Annotated in this window: 14 protein-coding genes; 6 read left to right on the top strand and 8 right to left on the bottom strand. The window is 71.8% G+C overall.

The window, feature by feature from the left end:
- Positions 1-158: 158 nt before the first annotated feature.
- The 3 genes from ACIBLA_RS05515 (at position 159) to ACIBLA_RS05525 (ending at position 7,134) form a co-directional block, all read left to right on the top strand.
- Entirely contained in the window at positions 159-1,250 is a 1,092-nt protein-coding gene (locus ACIBLA_RS05515) for a magnesium and cobalt transport protein CorA (RefSeq protein ID WP_363243001.1), read from the top strand.
- 126 nt (positions 1,251-1,376) lie between these two features.
- The gene (locus ACIBLA_RS05520; protein WP_399197837.1) at positions 1,377-3,647 is read left to right on the top strand and encodes an ATP-binding cassette domain-containing protein; all 2,271 of its coding nucleotides are present in this window, start codon (positions 1,377-1,379) and stop codon (positions 3,645-3,647) included.
- 100 nt (positions 3,648-3,747) lie between these two features.
- Positions 3,748-7,134, top strand: a complete 3,387-nt coding sequence (locus ACIBLA_RS05525) for a hypothetical protein (RefSeq protein WP_399197838.1) — start codon at positions 3,748-3,750, stop codon at positions 7,132-7,134.
- 390 nt (positions 7,135-7,524) lie between these two features.
- On the opposite strand, the gene ACIBLA_RS05530 is transcribed toward ACIBLA_RS05525, so the two are convergent.
- The 4 genes from ACIBLA_RS05530 to ACIBLA_RS05545 all read right to left on the bottom strand — a co-directional run bounded on the left by ACIBLA_RS05530 (position 7,525) and on the right by ACIBLA_RS05545 (position 11,882).
- Entirely contained in the window at positions 7,525-7,938 is a 414-nt protein-coding gene (locus tag ACIBLA_RS05530) for a hypothetical protein (RefSeq protein WP_363243006.1), read from the bottom strand.
- Complete coding sequence (locus tag ACIBLA_RS05535) at positions 7,935-9,788, bottom strand: trypsin-like peptidase domain-containing protein (RefSeq protein WP_399197839.1); 1,854 nt, start codon at positions 9,786-9,788, stop codon at positions 7,935-7,937. The genes ACIBLA_RS05530 and ACIBLA_RS05535 overlap by 4 nt, the downstream gene beginning before the upstream one ends.
- A gap of 19 nt (positions 9,789-9,807) precedes the next feature.
- On the bottom strand, positions 9,808-10,089 hold the full coding sequence (locus ACIBLA_RS05540) for a type I-E CRISPR-associated protein Cas6/Cse3/CasE (protein WP_363243008.1): 282 nt from the start codon (positions 10,087-10,089) through the stop codon (positions 9,808-9,810).
- A 362-nt stretch (positions 10,090-10,451) separates the two neighbouring features.
- Positions 10,452-11,882 (bottom strand): dihydrolipoyl dehydrogenase family protein, encoded by a 1,431-nt coding sequence (locus ACIBLA_RS05545; RefSeq protein ID WP_399197840.1) that lies wholly within the window; start codon positions 11,880-11,882, stop codon positions 10,452-10,454.
- A 130-nt stretch (positions 11,883-12,012) separates the two neighbouring features.
- On the opposite strand from ACIBLA_RS05545, the gene trxA reads away from it, so the two are divergent.
- Positions 12,013-12,414 carry a thioredoxin gene (trxA, locus tag ACIBLA_RS05550; protein ID WP_363243010.1) on the top strand — a complete coding sequence of 134 codons (402 nt, stop codon included), beginning with the start codon at positions 12,013-12,015 and terminating at the stop codon, positions 12,412-12,414.
- Between the two features lie 58 nt (positions 12,415-12,472).
- On the opposite strand, the gene ACIBLA_RS05555 is transcribed toward trxA, so the two are convergent.
- The 3 genes from ACIBLA_RS05555 to ACIBLA_RS05565 all read right to left on the bottom strand — a co-directional run bounded on the left by ACIBLA_RS05555 (position 12,473) and on the right by ACIBLA_RS05565 (position 15,190).
- Positions 12,473-13,663 (bottom strand): thiolase family protein, encoded by a 1,191-nt coding sequence (locus ACIBLA_RS05555; protein ID WP_399197942.1) that lies wholly within the window; start codon positions 13,661-13,663, stop codon positions 12,473-12,475.
- A gap of 87 nt (positions 13,664-13,750) precedes the next feature.
- Positions 13,751-14,068 carry a hypothetical protein gene (locus ACIBLA_RS05560; protein WP_363243011.1) on the bottom strand — a complete coding sequence of 106 codons (318 nt, stop codon included), beginning with the start codon at positions 14,066-14,068 and terminating at the stop codon, positions 13,751-13,753.
- 69 nt (positions 14,069-14,137) lie between these two features.
- On the bottom strand, positions 14,138-15,190 hold the full coding sequence (locus ACIBLA_RS05565) for a LacI family DNA-binding transcriptional regulator (RefSeq protein WP_399197841.1): 1,053 nt from the start codon (positions 15,188-15,190) through the stop codon (positions 14,138-14,140).
- Positions 15,191-15,323: 133 nt separating this feature from the next.
- Here ACIBLA_RS05565 and ACIBLA_RS05570 point away from each other — a divergent pair, with 133 nt between their 5' ends.
- Together ACIBLA_RS05570 and ACIBLA_RS05575 are read left to right on the top strand one after the other, a co-directional pair.
- Positions 15,324-16,031, top strand: a complete 708-nt coding sequence (locus tag ACIBLA_RS05570) for an alpha/beta fold hydrolase (protein WP_399197842.1) — start codon at positions 15,324-15,326, stop codon at positions 16,029-16,031.
- Positions 16,032-16,101: 70 nt separating this feature from the next.
- Positions 16,102-16,575: a type II toxin-antitoxin system PemK/MazF family toxin gene (locus tag ACIBLA_RS05575; protein ID WP_399197843.1), complete on the top strand. Its 474-nt coding sequence runs from the start codon at positions 16,102-16,104 to the stop codon at positions 16,573-16,575.
- On the opposite strand, the gene ACIBLA_RS05580 is transcribed toward ACIBLA_RS05575, so the two are convergent.
- On the bottom strand, positions 16,560-17,462 hold the full coding sequence (locus tag ACIBLA_RS05580) for a TIGR02452 family protein (protein WP_399197844.1): 903 nt from the start codon (positions 17,460-17,462) through the stop codon (positions 16,560-16,562). The genes ACIBLA_RS05575 and ACIBLA_RS05580 overlap by 16 nt on opposite strands.
- Positions 17,463-17,598: the final 136 nt, after the last annotated feature.

Consider the following 17,598-nt stretch of genomic DNA (forward strand, 5'->3'; position numbering starts at 1 on the left):
CGCCCCGCATGTCGCCCGTAGGTGGCCCGTAGGTGGCCGGATGCCGCTGGACGGCGCCGGATGCCGCCCCGTGTCAAACGCTCGGCGATCACGGCCTGACGCCGCGCGGGTGGTGGCAGACTGGCCGCCGATCCCTCGAACGGAGCAGTTTCGTGCCCATGATCCGTCGCCTCCGCCGAGCTGTGCGGCGCGTCTACCGCAGCACTGTCGACCTCAGCCATCCGGCCCGGTCGCCGCTCGGCAGCGCCGTGGTGAACTGTGTGATCTACGAGGACGGCATACGGCAGCCGGGCGACTGCCCGGCCGACGAAGCCGTACGACGGGTCCGCAAGTCCGGCAGGGGCTTCGTCTGGATCGGTCTGCACGAGCCCGGCGAAGCCGAGTTCAAGGGGCTCGCCGAGTTGTTCGGGCTCCATCCGCTGGCCGTCGAGGACGCTGTGCACGCGCATCAGCGGCCGAAGGTGGAGCAGTACGACGGGGCGCTGTTCGCGGTCTTCAAGACCTGCCGCTATGTCGAGCACGAGGCGCTGACCGCCACCAGCGAGGTGGTGGACACGGGCGAGCTGATGGTCTTCACCGGGGCCGACTTCGTGATCACCATCAGGCACGGCAGGCACGGTTCGCTCGGGCCCCTCAGGGAACGGCTGGAGGCCGCGCCCGAGCGGCTGGCGATGGGGACGTCGTCCGTGCTGCACGCGATCGCGGACCAGGTGGTCGAAGACGCTCTCGTCGTCGCCGACGCCGTCCAGGATGACATCGACCATGTCGAGACGGCCGTGTTCAACGAATCGGCGGGCCGCGCGGGCCGGGGCGACGCCGGGCGCATCTACCAGCTCAAACGGGAGCTGCTGGAGCTGAAGCGGGCCGTGGCGCCGCTGCACCGGCCGCTGGACATGCTGGCCAACCGGACGTTGCCGGGTGTCACTCCCGGCGTACGGCCGTACTTCCGTGACGTCGCCGATCATCTGGCCCGGCTCACCGAACAGATCGCCGGCTTCGACAATCTGCTGGACTCAATCCTCCAGGCGCATCTCGCGCAGGTGACCGTCGCGCAGAACGAGGACATGCGCAGGATCACCGCGTGGGCCGCGATCATCGCCGTGCCGACCATGGTCTGCGGGATCTACGGGATGAACTTCGAGCACATGCCGGGTCTGGGGTGGACGTACGGCTATCCGGCCGTCGTCGCTCTCATGGCCGCGGCGTGCTACGTCCTCCACCGGAGCTTCCGACGCAACGGCTGGCTGTAGCGCCGGGTCCGGCTCCAGGGCACAGAACACCGCCGGGGAAGTCCACGGGTTGTTTCGAAAATATGTGCGATCGCCTCTGAGTACGGTGTACGCTAGCCGTTCGCCGAGCAGCCCGAGGAGCAGTCCGTGAACATCCCAGCCGCCGACAGTCACAACGTGATCAAGGTCCGCGGGGCCCGCGAGAACAACCTGAGGGAGGTCTCGCTCGACATCCCCAAGCGCCGGCTCACGGTCTTCACCGGTGTCTCGGGATCCGGCAAGTCCTCGCTCGTCTTCGGCACCATCGCCGCCGAGTCGCAGCGCCTGATCAACGAGACGTACACGGCGTTCATCCAGTCGTTCATGCCGAGCATGGGCCGGCCCGACGTGGACTCGCTGCACAATCTGAGCGCCGCGATAGTCGTCGACCAGGAGCGGATGGGCGCCAACTCCCGTTCCACGGTGGGCACGGCGACCGACGCGTACACCATGCTGCGGATCATCTTCAGCCGGCTCGGCACCCCGCACATCGGCACGTCGACCGCCTTCAGCTTCAACGCCGCCGAAGGCATGTGCGCCGAGTGCGAAGGGATCGGTCAGGTGTCGAAGATCGACATCGACCAGCTCGTGAACCGCGAACTCTCCCTGAACGAGGGCGCGATCACCGTCCCCGGCTTCCAGGTGGACGCCTGGTACTGGCAGATCATGGTCGCCTCCGGCTTCTACGACCCGGACAAGAAGCTCAAGGACTTCACCCCCGAGGAGTGGGAGGTCTTCCTCCACAAGAGCGCGACGAAAGTCAAGGTCGGCTCCGGCAACATGACGTACGAAGGGCTCATCACCAAGGTCAACCGCACGGTTCTGGTCAAGGACCGGGAGTCGATGCAGTCCCACGTCAGGGCGTTCGTGGACCGTGCCGTGGTCTTCGCCGAGTGCCCGGCCTGCGGCGGCAGCCGGCTGAGCGCCGCCGCGCTGTCCTCGAAGGTGGCCGGGGTGAACATCGCCGAGTGTTCGGCGATGCAGATCAGCGATCTGGCCGAGTACGTACGGAAGTTGGACGATCCGGCCGTGGCGCCGCTGCTCGGCAATCTGCGGGACCTGCTGGAGTCGCTGGTCGAGATCGGGCTCGGCTATCTGAGCCTGGACCGCGTCTCGTCCTCGCTGTCCGGCGGTGAGGCGCAGCGCGTGAAGATGGTGCGCCATCTCGGCTCCAGCCTCACGGACGCCACCTACATCTTCGACGAGCCCACCATCGGGCTGCACCCGCACGACATCCGCCGGATGAACGATCTGCTGCTACGGCTGCGGGACAAGGGCAACACCGTGCTGGTCGTCGAGCACAAGCCCGAGGTCATCGCGATCGCCGACCATGTGGTGGACCTGGGCCCCGGCGCAGGTACGGCGGGCGGGCGGATCTGCTACACCGGCGACGTGCCGGGGCTGCGCGCCTCGGACACGCTGACCGGGCGGCACCTCGAACACCGGGCGCGGCTGCGGGAGTCGGTGCGCGAACCGAGCGGCCGGCTGTCCATCGAGGGCGCCACGCTGCACAATCTGAAGAGTGTGAGCGTCGGCATCCCGACCGGTGTGCTGAGCGTGATCACGGGGGTCGCGGGGTCGGGCAAGTCCTCGCTGATCCACGGCTATCTCTCCAACCGGGAGGGTGTGGTGGTCGCCGACCAGTCGCCGATCCGGGGTTCGCGGCGGAGCAACCCGGCGACGTACACAGGGCTGTTGAGCCCGATCCGTACCGCGTTCGCGAAGGCCAACGGCGTCAAGGCGGCGCTGTTCAGCGCGAATTCGGAGGGCGCCTGCTCCAACTGCAACGGTCTCGGGCTCGTCTACACCGACCTCGCGATGATGGCGGGCGTCGCCTCGGTGTGCGAGGAGTGCGAGGGCAAGCGGTTCACGCCCGAGGTGCTCACCTACCGGCTGAACGGCAAGAACATCAGCGAGGTGCTGTCCATGTCGGTCGCGGAGGCGAACGAGTACTTCACCTCGGGGCAGGCGCACGCGATCCTCGGCCGGCTCAACGACGTGGGGCTGAGCTATCTGCGGCTCGGCCAGCCGCTGAACACCCTGTCGGGCGGTGAGCGGCAGCGGCTGAAGCTGGCGATCCAGATGGCCGAGAAGTCCTCGGTCTACATCCTGGACGAGCCGACGACCGGGCTGCACATGGCGGACGTGGACAAGCTGCTGGCGCTGCTCGACCGGCTGGTGGACGCGGGCAACACGGTGATCGTCATCGAGCACCACCAGGCGGTGATGGCCCACGCGGACTGGCTGATCGACCTGGGGCCGGGGGGCGGGCACGACGGCGGGCAGGTCGTCTTCACGGGGACGCCGGCCGATCTGGTGGCGCACGCGGACACGCTCACGGCGCGGCATCTGCGGGAGTACGTCGGTACGGGGGCCTGAGGCGAGGAGCCTGACGGGAAGGAGCCTGAGGCGAGGGGCCCGACGGGGAGAGCCCGATATCCGTTGGGCTCACCGCACCCCTCCCGGCACAATCACGGTCATGTCACTCACCGTCGACCGTCTGCTCGCCGCGCTCGAACCGCTGTCGTACCCGGAACGTCTCAAGCACCTTGCCCACAGCGTCCGTTCGGAACCCATAGCCGCCGAACTGCCCGCCGTGCTGGCCGAGTTGGCGGGCCGCGGCACCTACGAGCGACGGCTGGCGGCGTTCGCCGCGCTCGTCGGGCGGCAGACGGACCATCTGGCCGGGCTGCTGACGGACCGGGACCCGGTGGTGCGGGCGTACGCGCTGCGGGCCGCCCGCAAGCTCCCGCTCCCGGACGCGGCGATCGAGGCGGCGTACGAGGACGCCCCGGCCGACGCGCGGCGGCGGCTGGGCGAGGTCGTGCTCGCGAGCGGGCGTACGGCGCTGGCGGAGCGCCTGGTCCCGAGGCTGCGCGAGCAGTGGGGTGACTCCCCGGCGGCCACGTTGCTGCCCGTCTGCTCGGCGGAGTTCGTGGCGGCGGCGCTGCCCGAACTCTCCTACGCCGTCGAGTCGTGGACCAAGCTCGGCCTCCGCTTTCCCGACCAGGTCCTCGACCACCTGGAACGGGAACTAACGGTCCGCCCGCGCTCCGAGCGCGACACGTCCTGGCACCGCTACGCGGAAGGCGTCACCGCCGCCGTTTCCACCCGCGCCGAGCGGGTGCTGTCGCTGCTGGAGCGGTACGGGCCCGACGCGTTTCCGGCGGCGCTGGCCGGGCGGCTCAACGAGCTGGTGGCCGTCGACGCAGAGCGCACCGTACGGCTGTTGATCGCGCCGGAGCGGAGCGGGCGGTCGTACCCGCCGTTTCCTTCGGCCTCCGTCCTGCGGCGGATCGTCCAGGCCGACCCGCCCTCGCTGCCCGCGCTGGGCCGCCACTGGGCCGGCCGGCCGCACTTCGCCGCGCTGCTCAAGGCGCTGCCGCCGCACCGCCGGAGCGGCTTCTTCGACTCGGCGACGGCCGGCGTCGAGATCAAGGACGCCGACCAGTTGCTTCCGGTGCTCGCCCTGCTGCCGCGCGAGCGCCGCTGGGCGGAGGCCCGCCGGTGGGCGGCCCGGCGCCGCGAGAGCGGCGGCTCCTGGTACGAGGTCCTGGAGCTGGTCGCGTACGGCCCGGTCGCCGAGGCACGGCCCGAACTGCTCGCCGGTACGCGTCGTCCGGACGCGGGCGACCGCGCCCGCGCCTGGCCGCTGCTGATCGCCAACGCCGCGCACTCCCGTGACCGGGCGGCCGTGCACGAGGTACTGACCGACATGCTGCGGCTGCGCAACGAGCAGGACCCGGTGCGCTACGCCGCCCTCGACGCACTCGCCGATGTGCGCCCCGACCTGTTCACGGCCGAGGACACGCCGTCCCTGGACCGTGTCCTGCGGGACGCGCTGGAGGCGCGGGACATCTCGTACGGCACCAGGGAGGCCCTGCGGTCGCTGGCGGTCGACCTGCTGCGCGAGAACGCGGCAGGCGGTGAACAGGCCCTGGTGGCCTGGTCGTTGGGGGCGCTGGAACAGATCGCCGGCCATGTCGGCGTGGGCCACCTCGGCCCGCTCGACCGGACACTGCGGCGCGGCCAGGAACACCTGGTGCTCGACGCGCTGCGCCCGTGGCTGGACGCGGCGACGGAGAAGGCCGACTACCGGCTGTTGCTCACGCTGACGTACTCGCTCGGCAGGCGGGCCCATCGGATGCCCGTGCTTCAGGGACTGCTCGAAGAGGCCCTGAAACACGGCGACGACAGCGCGTTCACGTCCGCGGCGAGGTGCTGGCTCCAGCCGCCGTCCACCCGTGACGAGCGGGTCGCCAGGATTCTGGAGCTTGAGCCGTCGGCCGCTGTACTCGCCCCCGTCGCACGGGTTCTGACGGCGCGTCGGACCGATCTGCTGGACGTGCTGCTCGGCGGGCCGCCGCCGTACGGCCGCTTCCTCAAGCGCGGCAGCCGCCGGCCGCTGCCCGAACTCCGGTACGCCGAGCGCTGGTTGCCGCGCCAGCAGGCGGCGGCGGGCGCCATGGCCGCCGCGGTGGCCGGTGACGGGTCGCAGCCGGTCCACCACCGCGCCGCCGCGATACGGGCCGCCGCGACGGTCCCGGAGCACGGGCGCGCGCTCGCCCTGCGCTACGCCGACTCCCCGGACGTGGTGCTGGCCGAGGCCTCGCTGGCCGCCCTGGCGTGGGCGGAGCAGCCGCAGGACGCGCTGCCCGTGCTGTTCGCCCATGTCGGCGACGACCGCGCGCGGGTCGCCGTGTACGCCGCGACCCGCGCCGCGCGCTTCGCCGCGCCGTCCGAACTCGCCGAGCGGCTGCGCGCGGTGCTGACGGCGGAGGAGGGCGTGAAGGTGACGAGCCGCAAGGAGGCGGTACGGCTGGCGGCCACGCTCCTGCCGCTCCCCGAGGCCGCCGCGCTGCTCTCGACGGCCTTCGACGCGCCGGACCAGCACGCCGACGTACAGGCGGCCGTCGTGGCCTTCGCGACGGAACTCCTCTCCGAGGAGCGGACGTGGTCGGTGCTCACGGCTGCCACGCTGGGGGCACCACAGGTGCTTCAGGCGGTCGTACGGACCGCGGCCTGGTCCTTGCCGGAGATCCACCGGCCCAGGTACGCCCGTCTGGTGGGCGAGGTGTGCCGGTCGGCGGACCCGGAGGCGGCGACGGCCGGGCTGCGCGTGCTGCCCCAGTGGGCGCGGTACGCCCCGGAGGCGGTGGCGGGCCTGTCGGAGCGGGTCACCGACCTCGGCGAGGGGGCCGGGACACGCGACGTCTGGCGGCAGGCCGTGACGGCGATCGGCCGGTTGGCCGTCTCCGGCCTGCCGCATCCGGTCGGCGGGGCAGAGCCGGGAAGCGTGCTGGACGACACGCTGGCGGCGCTGCTCCCGGCGATAGCGGCCGGCGAGCCCGACGCGCCGTCGGACCGGGACCTGCCGTCCCGCCAGCGGGCGCTCGCGCTGCTGGCCACGCTGCCGGACCGGCCGGCGCGCGAGATCCGCCCGGTGCCGGCGGCCGTGGCCGCGCGGCTCGCCGACGAGCCGTCACTGGCCGGGGCACGCGCGGGCCTGCTCCTGGGCCTCGTGGACCTGGACGACGACCTGCCCGAACTCACCGCGCGGCTGCGGGACTTGGCGACCAACGCGGACGGCCGCCCCGCCCTGGCGTCGGCGACGGCGGACCGCCTGCGCAGCCGCCTCGGCTACGGCCGCCCGCCGTCCAACCCGGCGACGCTCCTGACGGCCGCCACCCACCTGACCACCACCGCCGACCCGGCCACCGGCCTCCTGGCGGTCGCCGTGGTGTCCGGCACGGGGGGCCACATCGGCTGGCCCGACGAGTGGCGCACGGCCCTGCGCGCCCTGCGCCACCACCCGTCGGCGGACGTACGGGACGCGGCGCTGGGGGTGATCATCCGGGCGGAGTGAACGGGGGCGTCGCCCCTGTCCGGTACGACACGGAAGCGTGCTGCGGGGCTCGGCGGGAGCAAGCTGTGTCCCGTCCGCGAACGACACCTGGCACGCACGCTTTCGCTCGTACCTTTCGGGCACGGGAGGTGCCTCCCGCATTGTGGGAGTCGCCCAAGTACGGCCGGGCCAACCACAACGCCGACACGCCCCAGGAGTGAGCGCAGTCATCGCGGCCCCGCCATCTGCGGGCCCCCGGACGAGTCCCCGGGCAGGTCGGGGAGCACTTCGCGACGGGGATTGCTCCGGAGGCCGGAGGCGGGTCACTGCAGAGGCAGGAATCCCTTCCCTGCCTCGTGGTTGAAGACGATCCGGACGGCTCCATCCCCGCGGGCGCGGATCGGGGCGCCGTCACACCCCTGAGGGCCTGCCCGTCTCCGGTGCCGTACCCGCGTCCGGCACCGGCTGCAGAGCAGTGGTCAGTGCCGCAGCCAGAGCGGCTACCTGTTCCGGTGTGGTGGCTCCGCTGACGGTGACTGAGATGTCCCCTCCCCTCACGCAGACTGCCGTGTCCTCACCGCCTGTCGAGACGCACCAGCGGCGGATGGTGTCAATGGCGGAGGGAAGTGCGAGGACGCCGGTGATCGCGAGGGTCAGGATGTCGAGGCCGGTGTCGAGCTGCCCGGGGTCGGGCGGGCCCGCGGGCTGCCAGGTGGCGCGGCCGACGCGTTGGAGGGTGGGGTCGCGGGTGAGGAAGCGGCGCAGCGCGTCAGGGACGGGGGCGCCGTCGGCGGTGGTGAGGGTGAGGGCCGTGCGGTCGGTCACCGTGACTCCTGGGGGTGGTGGGCCCTATTGGGCATGAGGGGGATGCGGGCTCCGTCGTGGCGGATCTGTCGGGAGGGGTGTGGCAGGTTCCGGCTCTCGCAGTACGTACGGATGGATTCGTACACGGTCTCGGTGTCCAGGACCGGGCCAGCGGCGGGGACACCGTCGCGCAGGGCGGCGAGGAGGCCTGCGGTGAAGGCGGTGTTCCGGCCGGCGGTCACGGCCGACGGCTCCGTGGGGCCGGAGGAGGTCATCACATAGGTGCCACCAATGGCGACGGAGGAGTCGGTGAGTCCGGAGAGCATGTCGAGGGCGGAGCCGCTGTAACAGCTGTCGAGCAGGACCAGACGGACTGGCAGTCCGCACTCGGAGATGTGGTCGCGGATCTTGTCGAACGCCCAGTAGGAGTGGGCCCTGTGCTGGCGGGAGCCGGCCAGAGAAAGCAGCAGCCTGCCGTGCTCGGGGTGGCTTCGGCCATGACCGGCGTAGTAGAGGAGGAAGGCGCCGTGGGACGGGTCGGCCTGTTCGACGAGGTCGTCGATGACGTCGTGTATGTCCTTGTCGTTGACGGGGTCGGCGATCACCTTCACCCGTTCCTCGGGGATGCCGAATTCGGGGGCGGTGAGCAGGGCGGAGAGATCGTCGAGGTTGTTGCGGATGGAGGGGACGTCGGGGAGGTGAGTGTACGAGGAGACGCCGACGAGCAACGCAGCGCCGGAGGTCCAGCACGGTTGGGGGGCAGGAGCGCCGCCTGCTGGACGTGCGGGACGGGGCCGGGCGGTGCGGCCCTGGAGTCGGCGGAGGAGTCCGAGGTCGTCGAGGGACTGGGCACGCTGGTCGACCCAGTCAAGGAGGGCTTCGGCGCCGCCGAGGGTTCTCAGGTGCTGGGCGACGAGCCAGAGGTAACGCAGGTGCAGTGCGGCAGGGCGCGGCACAGTGCGCTCGCCGAGCAATCCGTGGCCGTCGCGCCAGGCTTGCAGCTCAGGATAGATGCCGATGGGGCCGGGGAAGACCGGTTGGCCGTCCATTGCTTTCCGGACAAGTTCGACGACGGTGGCGGGGGTGTCGGGGTGGGGAAATGAGGCCAACAGGTGGAACGCGGTGCGCCGGTCTTGCGGGGTCCACCCATCGGCGCGGAACCGGCCGTCCGAGTCGGGGAACATGAGCTGCTGTTCACGGGTCCAGGTGGTGGTGCGGACCTCCAGCGGGCGGGTGCCGTGCCAGCGATCGTGCTCGGTGATCATGCGCTGGTACTCGGGGCCGAAGCCGCGCAGGGCCGATAGGAGAACTCCGAGCCCTCCGCCACCTTGGCGGCGGGCTTTGAGCATGCCGACGACGTCCCCCCTGGAATCGACCAGGGGCCCGCCACTGCTGCCCTGCGGGATCTCGACGGCAGGGGCGAGGTGCAGGCCGTACGGGCCGGTACGGGCATTCACGTCCAGCGCCGCGCTCCACATGACGGGCTGCCGGGTGCCGGGTTCGTGCATATGGGCGTATGCGGTCAGACGGCCGCCGTGCCAGGCAGCCAGATCGGTCAGCCAGACGCATTCGTGGTCGCCGGGATCGTCGACGAGTTCGAGCAGAGCCAGGTCCTGCTCCACGGGAATCATTCCGCCCGGCTGTTCCTCGGTGTGGAGCACGCTGCGCACGCGGGCCTTGCAGGGCTCGGTCTCCCCGCGCGTCGCGGAGTGGACAGTCAGGCCGCCCACCTGTCCACGCACCACATGAGCGGCCGTCAGCACCGTACGCGGAGCCACGTAGAAGCCCGTTCCCAGGAATCCGCGATCCGGGCCCGTCACCACGACGGTCGCCATCTCGGCGAGTGCGCTCAGCGCGCGCCATTCCAGCATCCCTGCTGTCCCTTCTCTCCTATCGCGTCAGCAGCAGCCCGCAGCTGTACGCACGCGCTTGCCCCAGTCCCTGGGTCAGAACCTGGGCCGGCGCTGGCGGGTAGGTGACCGTCAGACTGCCACGGATCTCCGCCCGCACCACGCGAAGTCCCTTGCGGGCGGAGGCGCTTGTCACGGTGCGGTGCATCTCGTGGGCGTCGACGAGGGACTTGGCGACGTAGGGGTGGGCCGCGTTCAGCGTGAGAACGCTGTGGGTGGCGACGAAACGGGCGCTGGTCACGGCGGAGGACGCGGAGTTCACGGAAGGATTCCCTCCCATCCGGAGCAGGAACGTAACACGGTATGGGGGCGGTTCAGGGGGGAGCATTCGATGACTCCGTCGCGTTGCAACTCGTCACCGCGACCGGGGGCGCTCGGACCACGGCGCGTGGCAAGACCTCGTCGTCGGCTCGCGCGGGTTCCGCGGTGCCGAAGACGGTCCAGCAGTAACTCGGTTATTGAAAGGGGCTGTTGCTCCACGGCGATGGTGGAGCAACAGCCCTTTTGTGCTTCGCCCTTGCGGCTCTGCTCTCGCTCTCACCCCTCGGGCCCGGCCAGCCCGAAGTCGTCCTGAGTGAGCGCGCCACGCAGCCGCTGCTCAGCGATGACCTCCGCCGTTTGTACTTAACGGCGGTACGTCTCCAGCAGGCGCAGCCATACCTCACTGATCGTCGGGTAGGACGGCACCGCGTGCCACAGGCGGTCGATCGGGACCTCCCCGGCGACCGCCACCGTGGCCGAGTGGAGCAGTTCGCCGACCCCCGGGCCCACGAACGTCACGCCCCGCAGGGTCTCGGTGTCCAGGTCCACGATCATGCGGGCGTGGCCCCGGTAGCCGTCCGCGTACAGGCCCGCGCCCGCGACGTTGCCGATCTCGTAGTCGACCGCGCGGACCCGGTGGCCCGCCTGTTCGGCCTCCTGGAGGGTGAGGCCGACCGAGGCGGCCTCCGGGTCGGTGAAGACGACCTGGGGGACCGCGGCGTGGTCGGCCGTCGTCGCGTGGGCGCCCCACCGGTCGGTCTCCAGCACGGGGACCTGCCGGGCCCTGGCACCGATCGCGGCGCCCGCGATCCGGGCCTGGTACTTGCCCTGGTGGGTGAGGAGCGCGCGGTGGTTGACGTCGCCGACGGCGTAGAGCCAGTCGCTGCCGGCCACCTGGCAGCTGTCGTCGACCGTCAGCCAGGAGCCCGGCTTCAGCCCGACGGTGTCCAGGCCGATGTCCCCGGTGCGTGGTGCCCGGCCGGTCGCGAAGAGGATTTCGTCCGCCTCGATCCGCTCGCCGTCGTCGAGGACCACCGTGACCGGTCCGCTGCCGCCGTCGCGCTCGACGGCGGTGACGGAGACTCCCGTCCGTACGGAGGCGCCCGCCTCCGTAAGCGACTTCATGACCATTTCGCCCACGAAGGGCTCCATACGCGGCAGCAGTCCGTCGCCCCGTACGAGCATCGTGACGTCCGAGCCGAACCCCCGGTAGGCCGTGGCCATCTCGACGCCGACCACTCCCCCGCCCACCACCACGAGCCGGTCCGGCACGCTCGGGGAACTGGTCGCGTCGCGGCTCGTCCAGGGCTTGGCGCCCGCCAGGCCCGGCAGGTCGGGTACGACGGCGCTGGAGCCGGTGCAGACGGCGACCGCGTGGCGGGCGGTGAGGACCTGCTCGCCGCCGTCGGGGCCGGTGACGATCACCCGCTTCTTGCCGTCGAGGCGGCCGTGACCGCGGTGGAGTACGGCGCCGATCGTGTCGAGCCAGGCGACCTGGCCGTCGTCGTTCCAGTGCGAGGTGAACGTGTCACGGTGCGCGAGGACGGCCGGTACGTCGAGCGGACCCTGTACCGACGGGCTCAGCCCCGGCACACGGCGTGCCTCCGCACGGGCGATCACCGGCCGCAGCAGGGCCTTGCTCGGCATGCACGCCCAGTACGAGCACTCGCCTCCGACCAGTTCACTCTCGACGATCGCCGTGCTCAGCCCGGCGGCCCTGACACGGTCGGCGACGTTCTCCCCGACCGGTCCGGCACCCAGCACCACTACGTCGTACTCAATCGCTTCCGTCATGGGGACAGTCTGGTGCGGTGCCCGCCGCATGGCCACACGATCTTCGGGAATGGGCGAGGAATACGGCGGTGGTACGCACCGTTGTGCCAGGCGGCTCCCATCCGGAGAGAACAGGAAGAGGTATCAGGCCATGGCCACTGTGGAACTCACCAAGGAGAACTTCGACCGGACGGTGTCGGAGAACGACTTCATCCTGATCGACTTCTGGGCTTCATGGTGCGGTCCGTGCCGTCAGTTCGCCCCGGTGTACGAGAAGGCGTCCGAGCGCCACGACGACCTGGTCTTCGCCAAGGTCGACACGGAGGCGCAGCAGGAGCTGGCGGCGGCGTTCGAGATCCGCTCCATCCCGACGCTGATGATCGTCAGGGACAACGTCGCGGTCTTCGCCCAGCCCGGTGCGCTGCCCGAGACGGCCCTGGAGGACGTGATCGGGCAGGCACGTGCGCTCGATATGGACGAGGTCCGCAAGTCGGTCGCCGAGGCGGAGGCCGCCGCGAAGGCGCAGGGCAACGGCACCGCCGAAGGAGCGTAAGTCGGGCGGGGCGGGTAAGGCGCCTGACGCGGCGCCCGGTGTCGGTGCGCCGGCGCCGTCAGCGTTCCAGTACGAGGGCGAGGCCCTGGCCCACGCCGATGCACAGCGCGGCGAGACCGGTTCCCGAGCCGGCCGCCGCCAGCTGGTGCGCGACGGACCCGGCGAGGCGCGCGCCGGAGGCACCCAGTGGGTGACCGATGGCGATCGCGCCGCCGCGCGGGTTCACCAGGGCCGGGTCCAGCTCCGGCCATTCGGCGAGGCAGCCCAACGACTGGGCGGCAAAAGCCTCGTTGAGTTCGAACGTGGTGAGGTCGGCGAAGTCCCGGCCCGCCTTGGCCAGCGCCCGGCGCACCGCCTCGACCGGGCCGAGGCCGAAGAGCTGCGGCTCGATGCCGGTGACGGCGGAGGTCCTGATCCGGGCGAGGGGTTCGCGGCCCGTCGCCCGCAGGCCCGTCTCGTCGACGAGGAGCAGTGCGGCGGCGCCGTCGTTGAGCGGTGAGGCGTTGCCCGCCGTGACCGTACCCTCGCCCTCCTTACGGAAGCTGGGCCGGAGCCTGCCGAGCGCTTCGAGGGACGTGTTGTCGCGGACGCACTCGTCGCGTGCGAGTTCCACTCCCCCGTACGGCACGACCTCCGCGTCGTACAGCCCCTCGCTCCACGCCCGTGCCGCCTTGCGGTGGCTCTCCAGCGCGAACGCGTCCTGCGCCTCGCGTGTGATCGCGTGCTTGTCGGCGATCAGCTCGGCGCCCTCGCCGAGCGGGACCGTCCAGTCGGCGGGCATCGCGGGGTTGGTCATGCGCCAGCCGAGCGTGGTGGAGTGCAGCTGCTGGTGCCCGGCGGGAAAGGCGCGCTCGGGCTTCTGGAGCACCCACGGCGCGCGGGACATGGACTCGACGCCGCCCGCCACGACGATCGAGGCGTCGCCGAGCGCGACGGCGCGCGCCGCCTGGATGACCGCTTCGAGCCCCGAACCGCAGAGCCGGTTGACGGTGACGCCGGGCACGGAGACGGGCAGCCCGGCGAGCAGCGCCGCCATGCGCGCGACGTCGCGGTTGTCCTCGCCGGCACCGTTCGCCGCGCCGAGCACCACGTCGTCGATCCTGGCCGGGTCGAGTTCCGGCGTACGGTCCACGAGCGCCCGTACGACATGGGCGGCGAGGTCGTCCGGCCGTACGGAGGAGAGCGCGCCGCCGAACTTTCCGATCGGCGTGCGGACGGCGTCGACGACGTAGACGTCGCGGATGGTCATCGGATCGCTCGTCGGATCGCTCATGGGCCCTCTCCCCTTCGGTCTGCTGTTCGCTCGCGCACTCTTTCATGGGAGGCGCGCGCGGAGTCAGCGGGTCCAGGGCTCCCCGACGTCGGGGGTGTCCGAGGTGTCGGGGGCGTCGCGGACTCGTACCGAGAGGCCGTAGTCCACCTCGTAACCGTCGATCAGCAGGCCTTCGACGGTGCGGGTCTCCGGGTCGATGTCCGCGACCATGCCGCCGCCCTCGTAGCGCGGGTATCCGGACTCACCGGTCTCTCCGGTCACCTCCACCACGGCTGAGCGCAGGGCGGTCGACGCGTCCGGCGGACCGGTGTGGCCGGTGGTGTGCTCCGGTACCAGCAGGATCTCGAAGCGCCGCGGATAGGGATGCCAGTGAGTGCTCATGCTGGCGACGCTAGACAACGGCCCGGGGGCCCGCATGTCGTCCGCGCGGGTCGTCCGACGCCGGCGGCGTCAGGTCGAATCGCGTCGTACGGCCCGCGCCCCCATCAGGTCGTGCCGCTCCGGTTCCCCGCCGGGGTCGCGCACGACCCGGTCGACCAGGGCGGCCAGCCGCTGCCCGGTGACGAGGTCGATCCGCACGGTGGAGAGCCGGGGCCGCAGCAGCCGCCCGAGCAGCAGGTCGTCGGCGCCGAGCACCGCCGTGCCGCCGGGGATGTCGACACCCGCGTCCTGGAGCGCCCGCATCAGGAGCATCGCGTACTCGTCGTTGTAGGCGTAGACGGCGTCCAGGCCGAGGCCGCCCCAGCGGGCGGCGAGAGCGGCGGCCGACTCCTCCGTGTAGGCCAGCGACAGCGGTTCGACGCGCGCGCCCGTGGAGGCCCCCGCGGCGGCGGCCCGCGCGCCGGCGAGACGGGGCTCGGAGAACAGCTCCAGGCCCGGCTCCTCGGGCATCACGACGCCGATCCGGCGGCGTCCGCGCTTCAGCAGATGGTCCACGGCGCGGCTGCCGATCTCGCTCTGGTCCATCACGAGGGCGTGCGCGCCCTCGATGCGCTGCGGGCCGAGCGTGATGACGGCCTTCGCGCCGGAGCGCTTGAGTATCTGGACCCCCTGCGGGGTGAGGGCGATCTCGCCGAGGGAGACGACGGCCACCGGGCGCAGTTCGGCCCAGGCGCGCGCCGCCTCGTCGCCGTCGAGGCCGAGGCTGCCGTACTGGACGACGGTGTAGTCCAACCGCCGCAGCGCCCACTGGAGTTCGTTGAGGAAGCCGCTGTAGAGGGGGCCGACGGGGACGTGCGCGGTGGGGAGCAGGACAATCCTGGTGTGCCCCGCGCGCAGGCTGCGCGCTGCGGCGTGGGGGACGTACGCCAGCTCCTCGGCGGCCTCGCGGACCTTGCGGCGGGTGGGTTCGCTGATCCGTACGGCGGAGGTGTTGTTGAGTACGTACGAGACGGTGGCCCGCGAGACTCCGGCGAGGCGGGCGACGTCGGCGCTGGTGGGGACGGGACGTTCGGTCGGGCGTCCGGGACGGGGCAGGGAGGGTGGTTCAGGTAACTGGCTCATCGCCCCCCGCATCTTTCCAGACGGGTCGTCGGCGGATTCCGGGGCCTGTCGTGCGGTCCGGTCACCGCGTCACCTCGTTACGGCGCACCGCGGCACCGCACGGGAAACTCACCTTCGTACGAAAGGGATTGTCTTGCGACTGCACACCCACACCTGGGGCGAGGGCGACCGCGTCGCGCTCCTGATCCACGGCATCATGGCCGACCACCGGACCTGGCGGCGGGTGGGGCCCGAACTGGCCGCGCGCGGACTGCGCGTGATCGCCGTCGATCTGCGCGGTCACGGTTCCAGCGGCCAAGGGCCTTACGCACCGGGGGACTTCGCCGACGACCTCGTGGAAACGCTGCCCGCCGGGGCGGAGGTGGCGATCGGTCACTCGCTGGGCGGGATGGCGCTCGCGCTCGCGGTGGAGCGGCTGGCGCCGCGCCGCGCGGTCTACTGCGATCCGGCGTGGCATCTGCCGGGCCCGGAGAAGGGGGCCATCGAGAGCACGGGGCCCGCGCTGCTCGCGGCGGCCAAGTCCCTTTCGCGCGAGGAGATACGCGCGCTCAATCCCCGCTGGGAGGACGAGGACGTGGAGATCGAACTGGCGACCCTCGCCAGGTGGGACGAGGGGACGGCGTACGGCATCGCGCCGGCCTTCGGCGCGGATCTGCGGCCTGCCCGGCCGGTGGTGCCGTCGCTGGTGACGACCGCCGATCCGAGCCCCATGGTGTCGTCCGCCGACGCGGCGGAGCTGCGGTCACGTGGTTTCGAGGTCCGTGCGGTCGCGGGCGCCGGGCATACGGCGCACCGCGACGACTTCGGCGCGTTCATGGCCGCGCTGGAGGGGTGGGTCTGATCGGGGAATGAGCGGGGGCTGAGCGGACCCGGTCGGCGGCCGGGGGTGACGAGGCCCTACCTTCGGTCGGATGAAGCCCTTCACCGAACCCGGCGCCCCCGACCGCTCCCCCGAGCCCGAACTCCCCGGCAGGAGTGGCCCTTCGGCCACCACCGAGGCCGAACCTCGTGACGTGGGGCCCGTACGCACCTCGTACGCACCCGACAGGGACGGTGACCCGGATCCCGGTGAGATCGTCTGGACCTGGGTGCCGTACGAGGAGAACGACGGGCGCGGCAAGGACCGGCCGGTGCTCGTGGTGGCCCGTGAGCCGGCCGGGACCCTGCTCGCCGTGCAACTCTCCAGCAAGCGGCACGACCGTGACCACGAGTGGGTGCCGATCGGGGTCGGGCCGTGGGACCGGCAGGGCCGTGAGTCGTGGGTGGATCTGGACCGGGTGCTGCGGATCCACGACGCGGGCATGCGGCGCGAGGCGTGCGCGCTCGACCGGGGGCGGTTCGACCGGGTCGTACGGCGGCTGCGGGAGCGTTACGGCTGGCGCTGAGCCGGCAGCACGCCGCGGGAGTTGTCCGCGGGGCCATCCGCGAGGTCGTCGGCGAGACCGTCCGCCAGGTCGTCCGCGAACGTGCGGCGGAAAGCGGCCAGCGTGGCCGAATCGGCCGTGCGGTCGAGCACCGCGAAGACGACCTGGTCGAAGTGGCCCGCGAACCGGCCTCGGACCAGCAGCGCCCGGAACGCGCCGGCCACGCCCGCCGGGTCGTTGCGGAAGACCCCGCAGCCCCAGGCCCCGAGCACCAGGCGCCGGTAGCCGCCCGCCACCGCGACCTCAAGCACCCGTTCGGCGCGGGCGGCGAGTATGGCCGGAATTCGAGGGGTCTCCTCGGGCCGGTCGCGCGCGACGATCCCGGCGTTCGGTGCGGGCGAGGTGAGGAAGCCGACGGTGAACGGGGCGTCGAGCAGCCGCCCCCGGTCGTCGCGGAAGACCGGCACGCCGGGCGAGTGGATCACGCGGTCGCTGTAGAACGGGCTGCGGTCGGCGCGGTGGTACGCGTAGTAGTCGGGCGCGCGCAGCAGGGTGATGTAGAGGGCGGAGGCCCGGCACAGCGCCTCTTCCTGGGCCTGTGCGCCGTTCAGGTAGCCGCCGCCCGGGTTACGCGCCGAGGCGAAGTTCAGGACCGCCACGGAGCCGGGTGAGGCCGCTGTCATCCGCCGGGCGGCCTGGAGGCTGCTCTCGCCGGTGACCTCGAAGGATGTCGTACGGGAGGTGTCCGGCGTGACCGGGACGGGCTCCGGGCCGTACAGCCGGGTCCCCTCGGTGGCGGCGGCCAGCAGCGCGGCCAGCGGCACCTGGCGGCCGTCCGCCGCGCGGTATCCGCCCGCCTCGACGATCTCTTCGGTGTGTTTCGCGATCCCCCGCAGCCGTGCGCTCATGGCATGCATCGTGGGTGGGAAAACACGCTCGGGGCAACCAAGTTTCCCGTCCGGGAGGGCACTCTTGTGCGAAGCGGCCGGAGTGGCCTTAGGTTGGACAAAGCGCCCCGCCCCGAGCTCCGGGACGGGGTCCGGT

The organism is Streptomyces sp. NPDC050433 (assembly GCF_044458565.1).
Classification (GTDB): domain Bacteria; phylum Actinomycetota; class Actinomycetes; order Streptomycetales; family Streptomycetaceae; genus Streptomyces.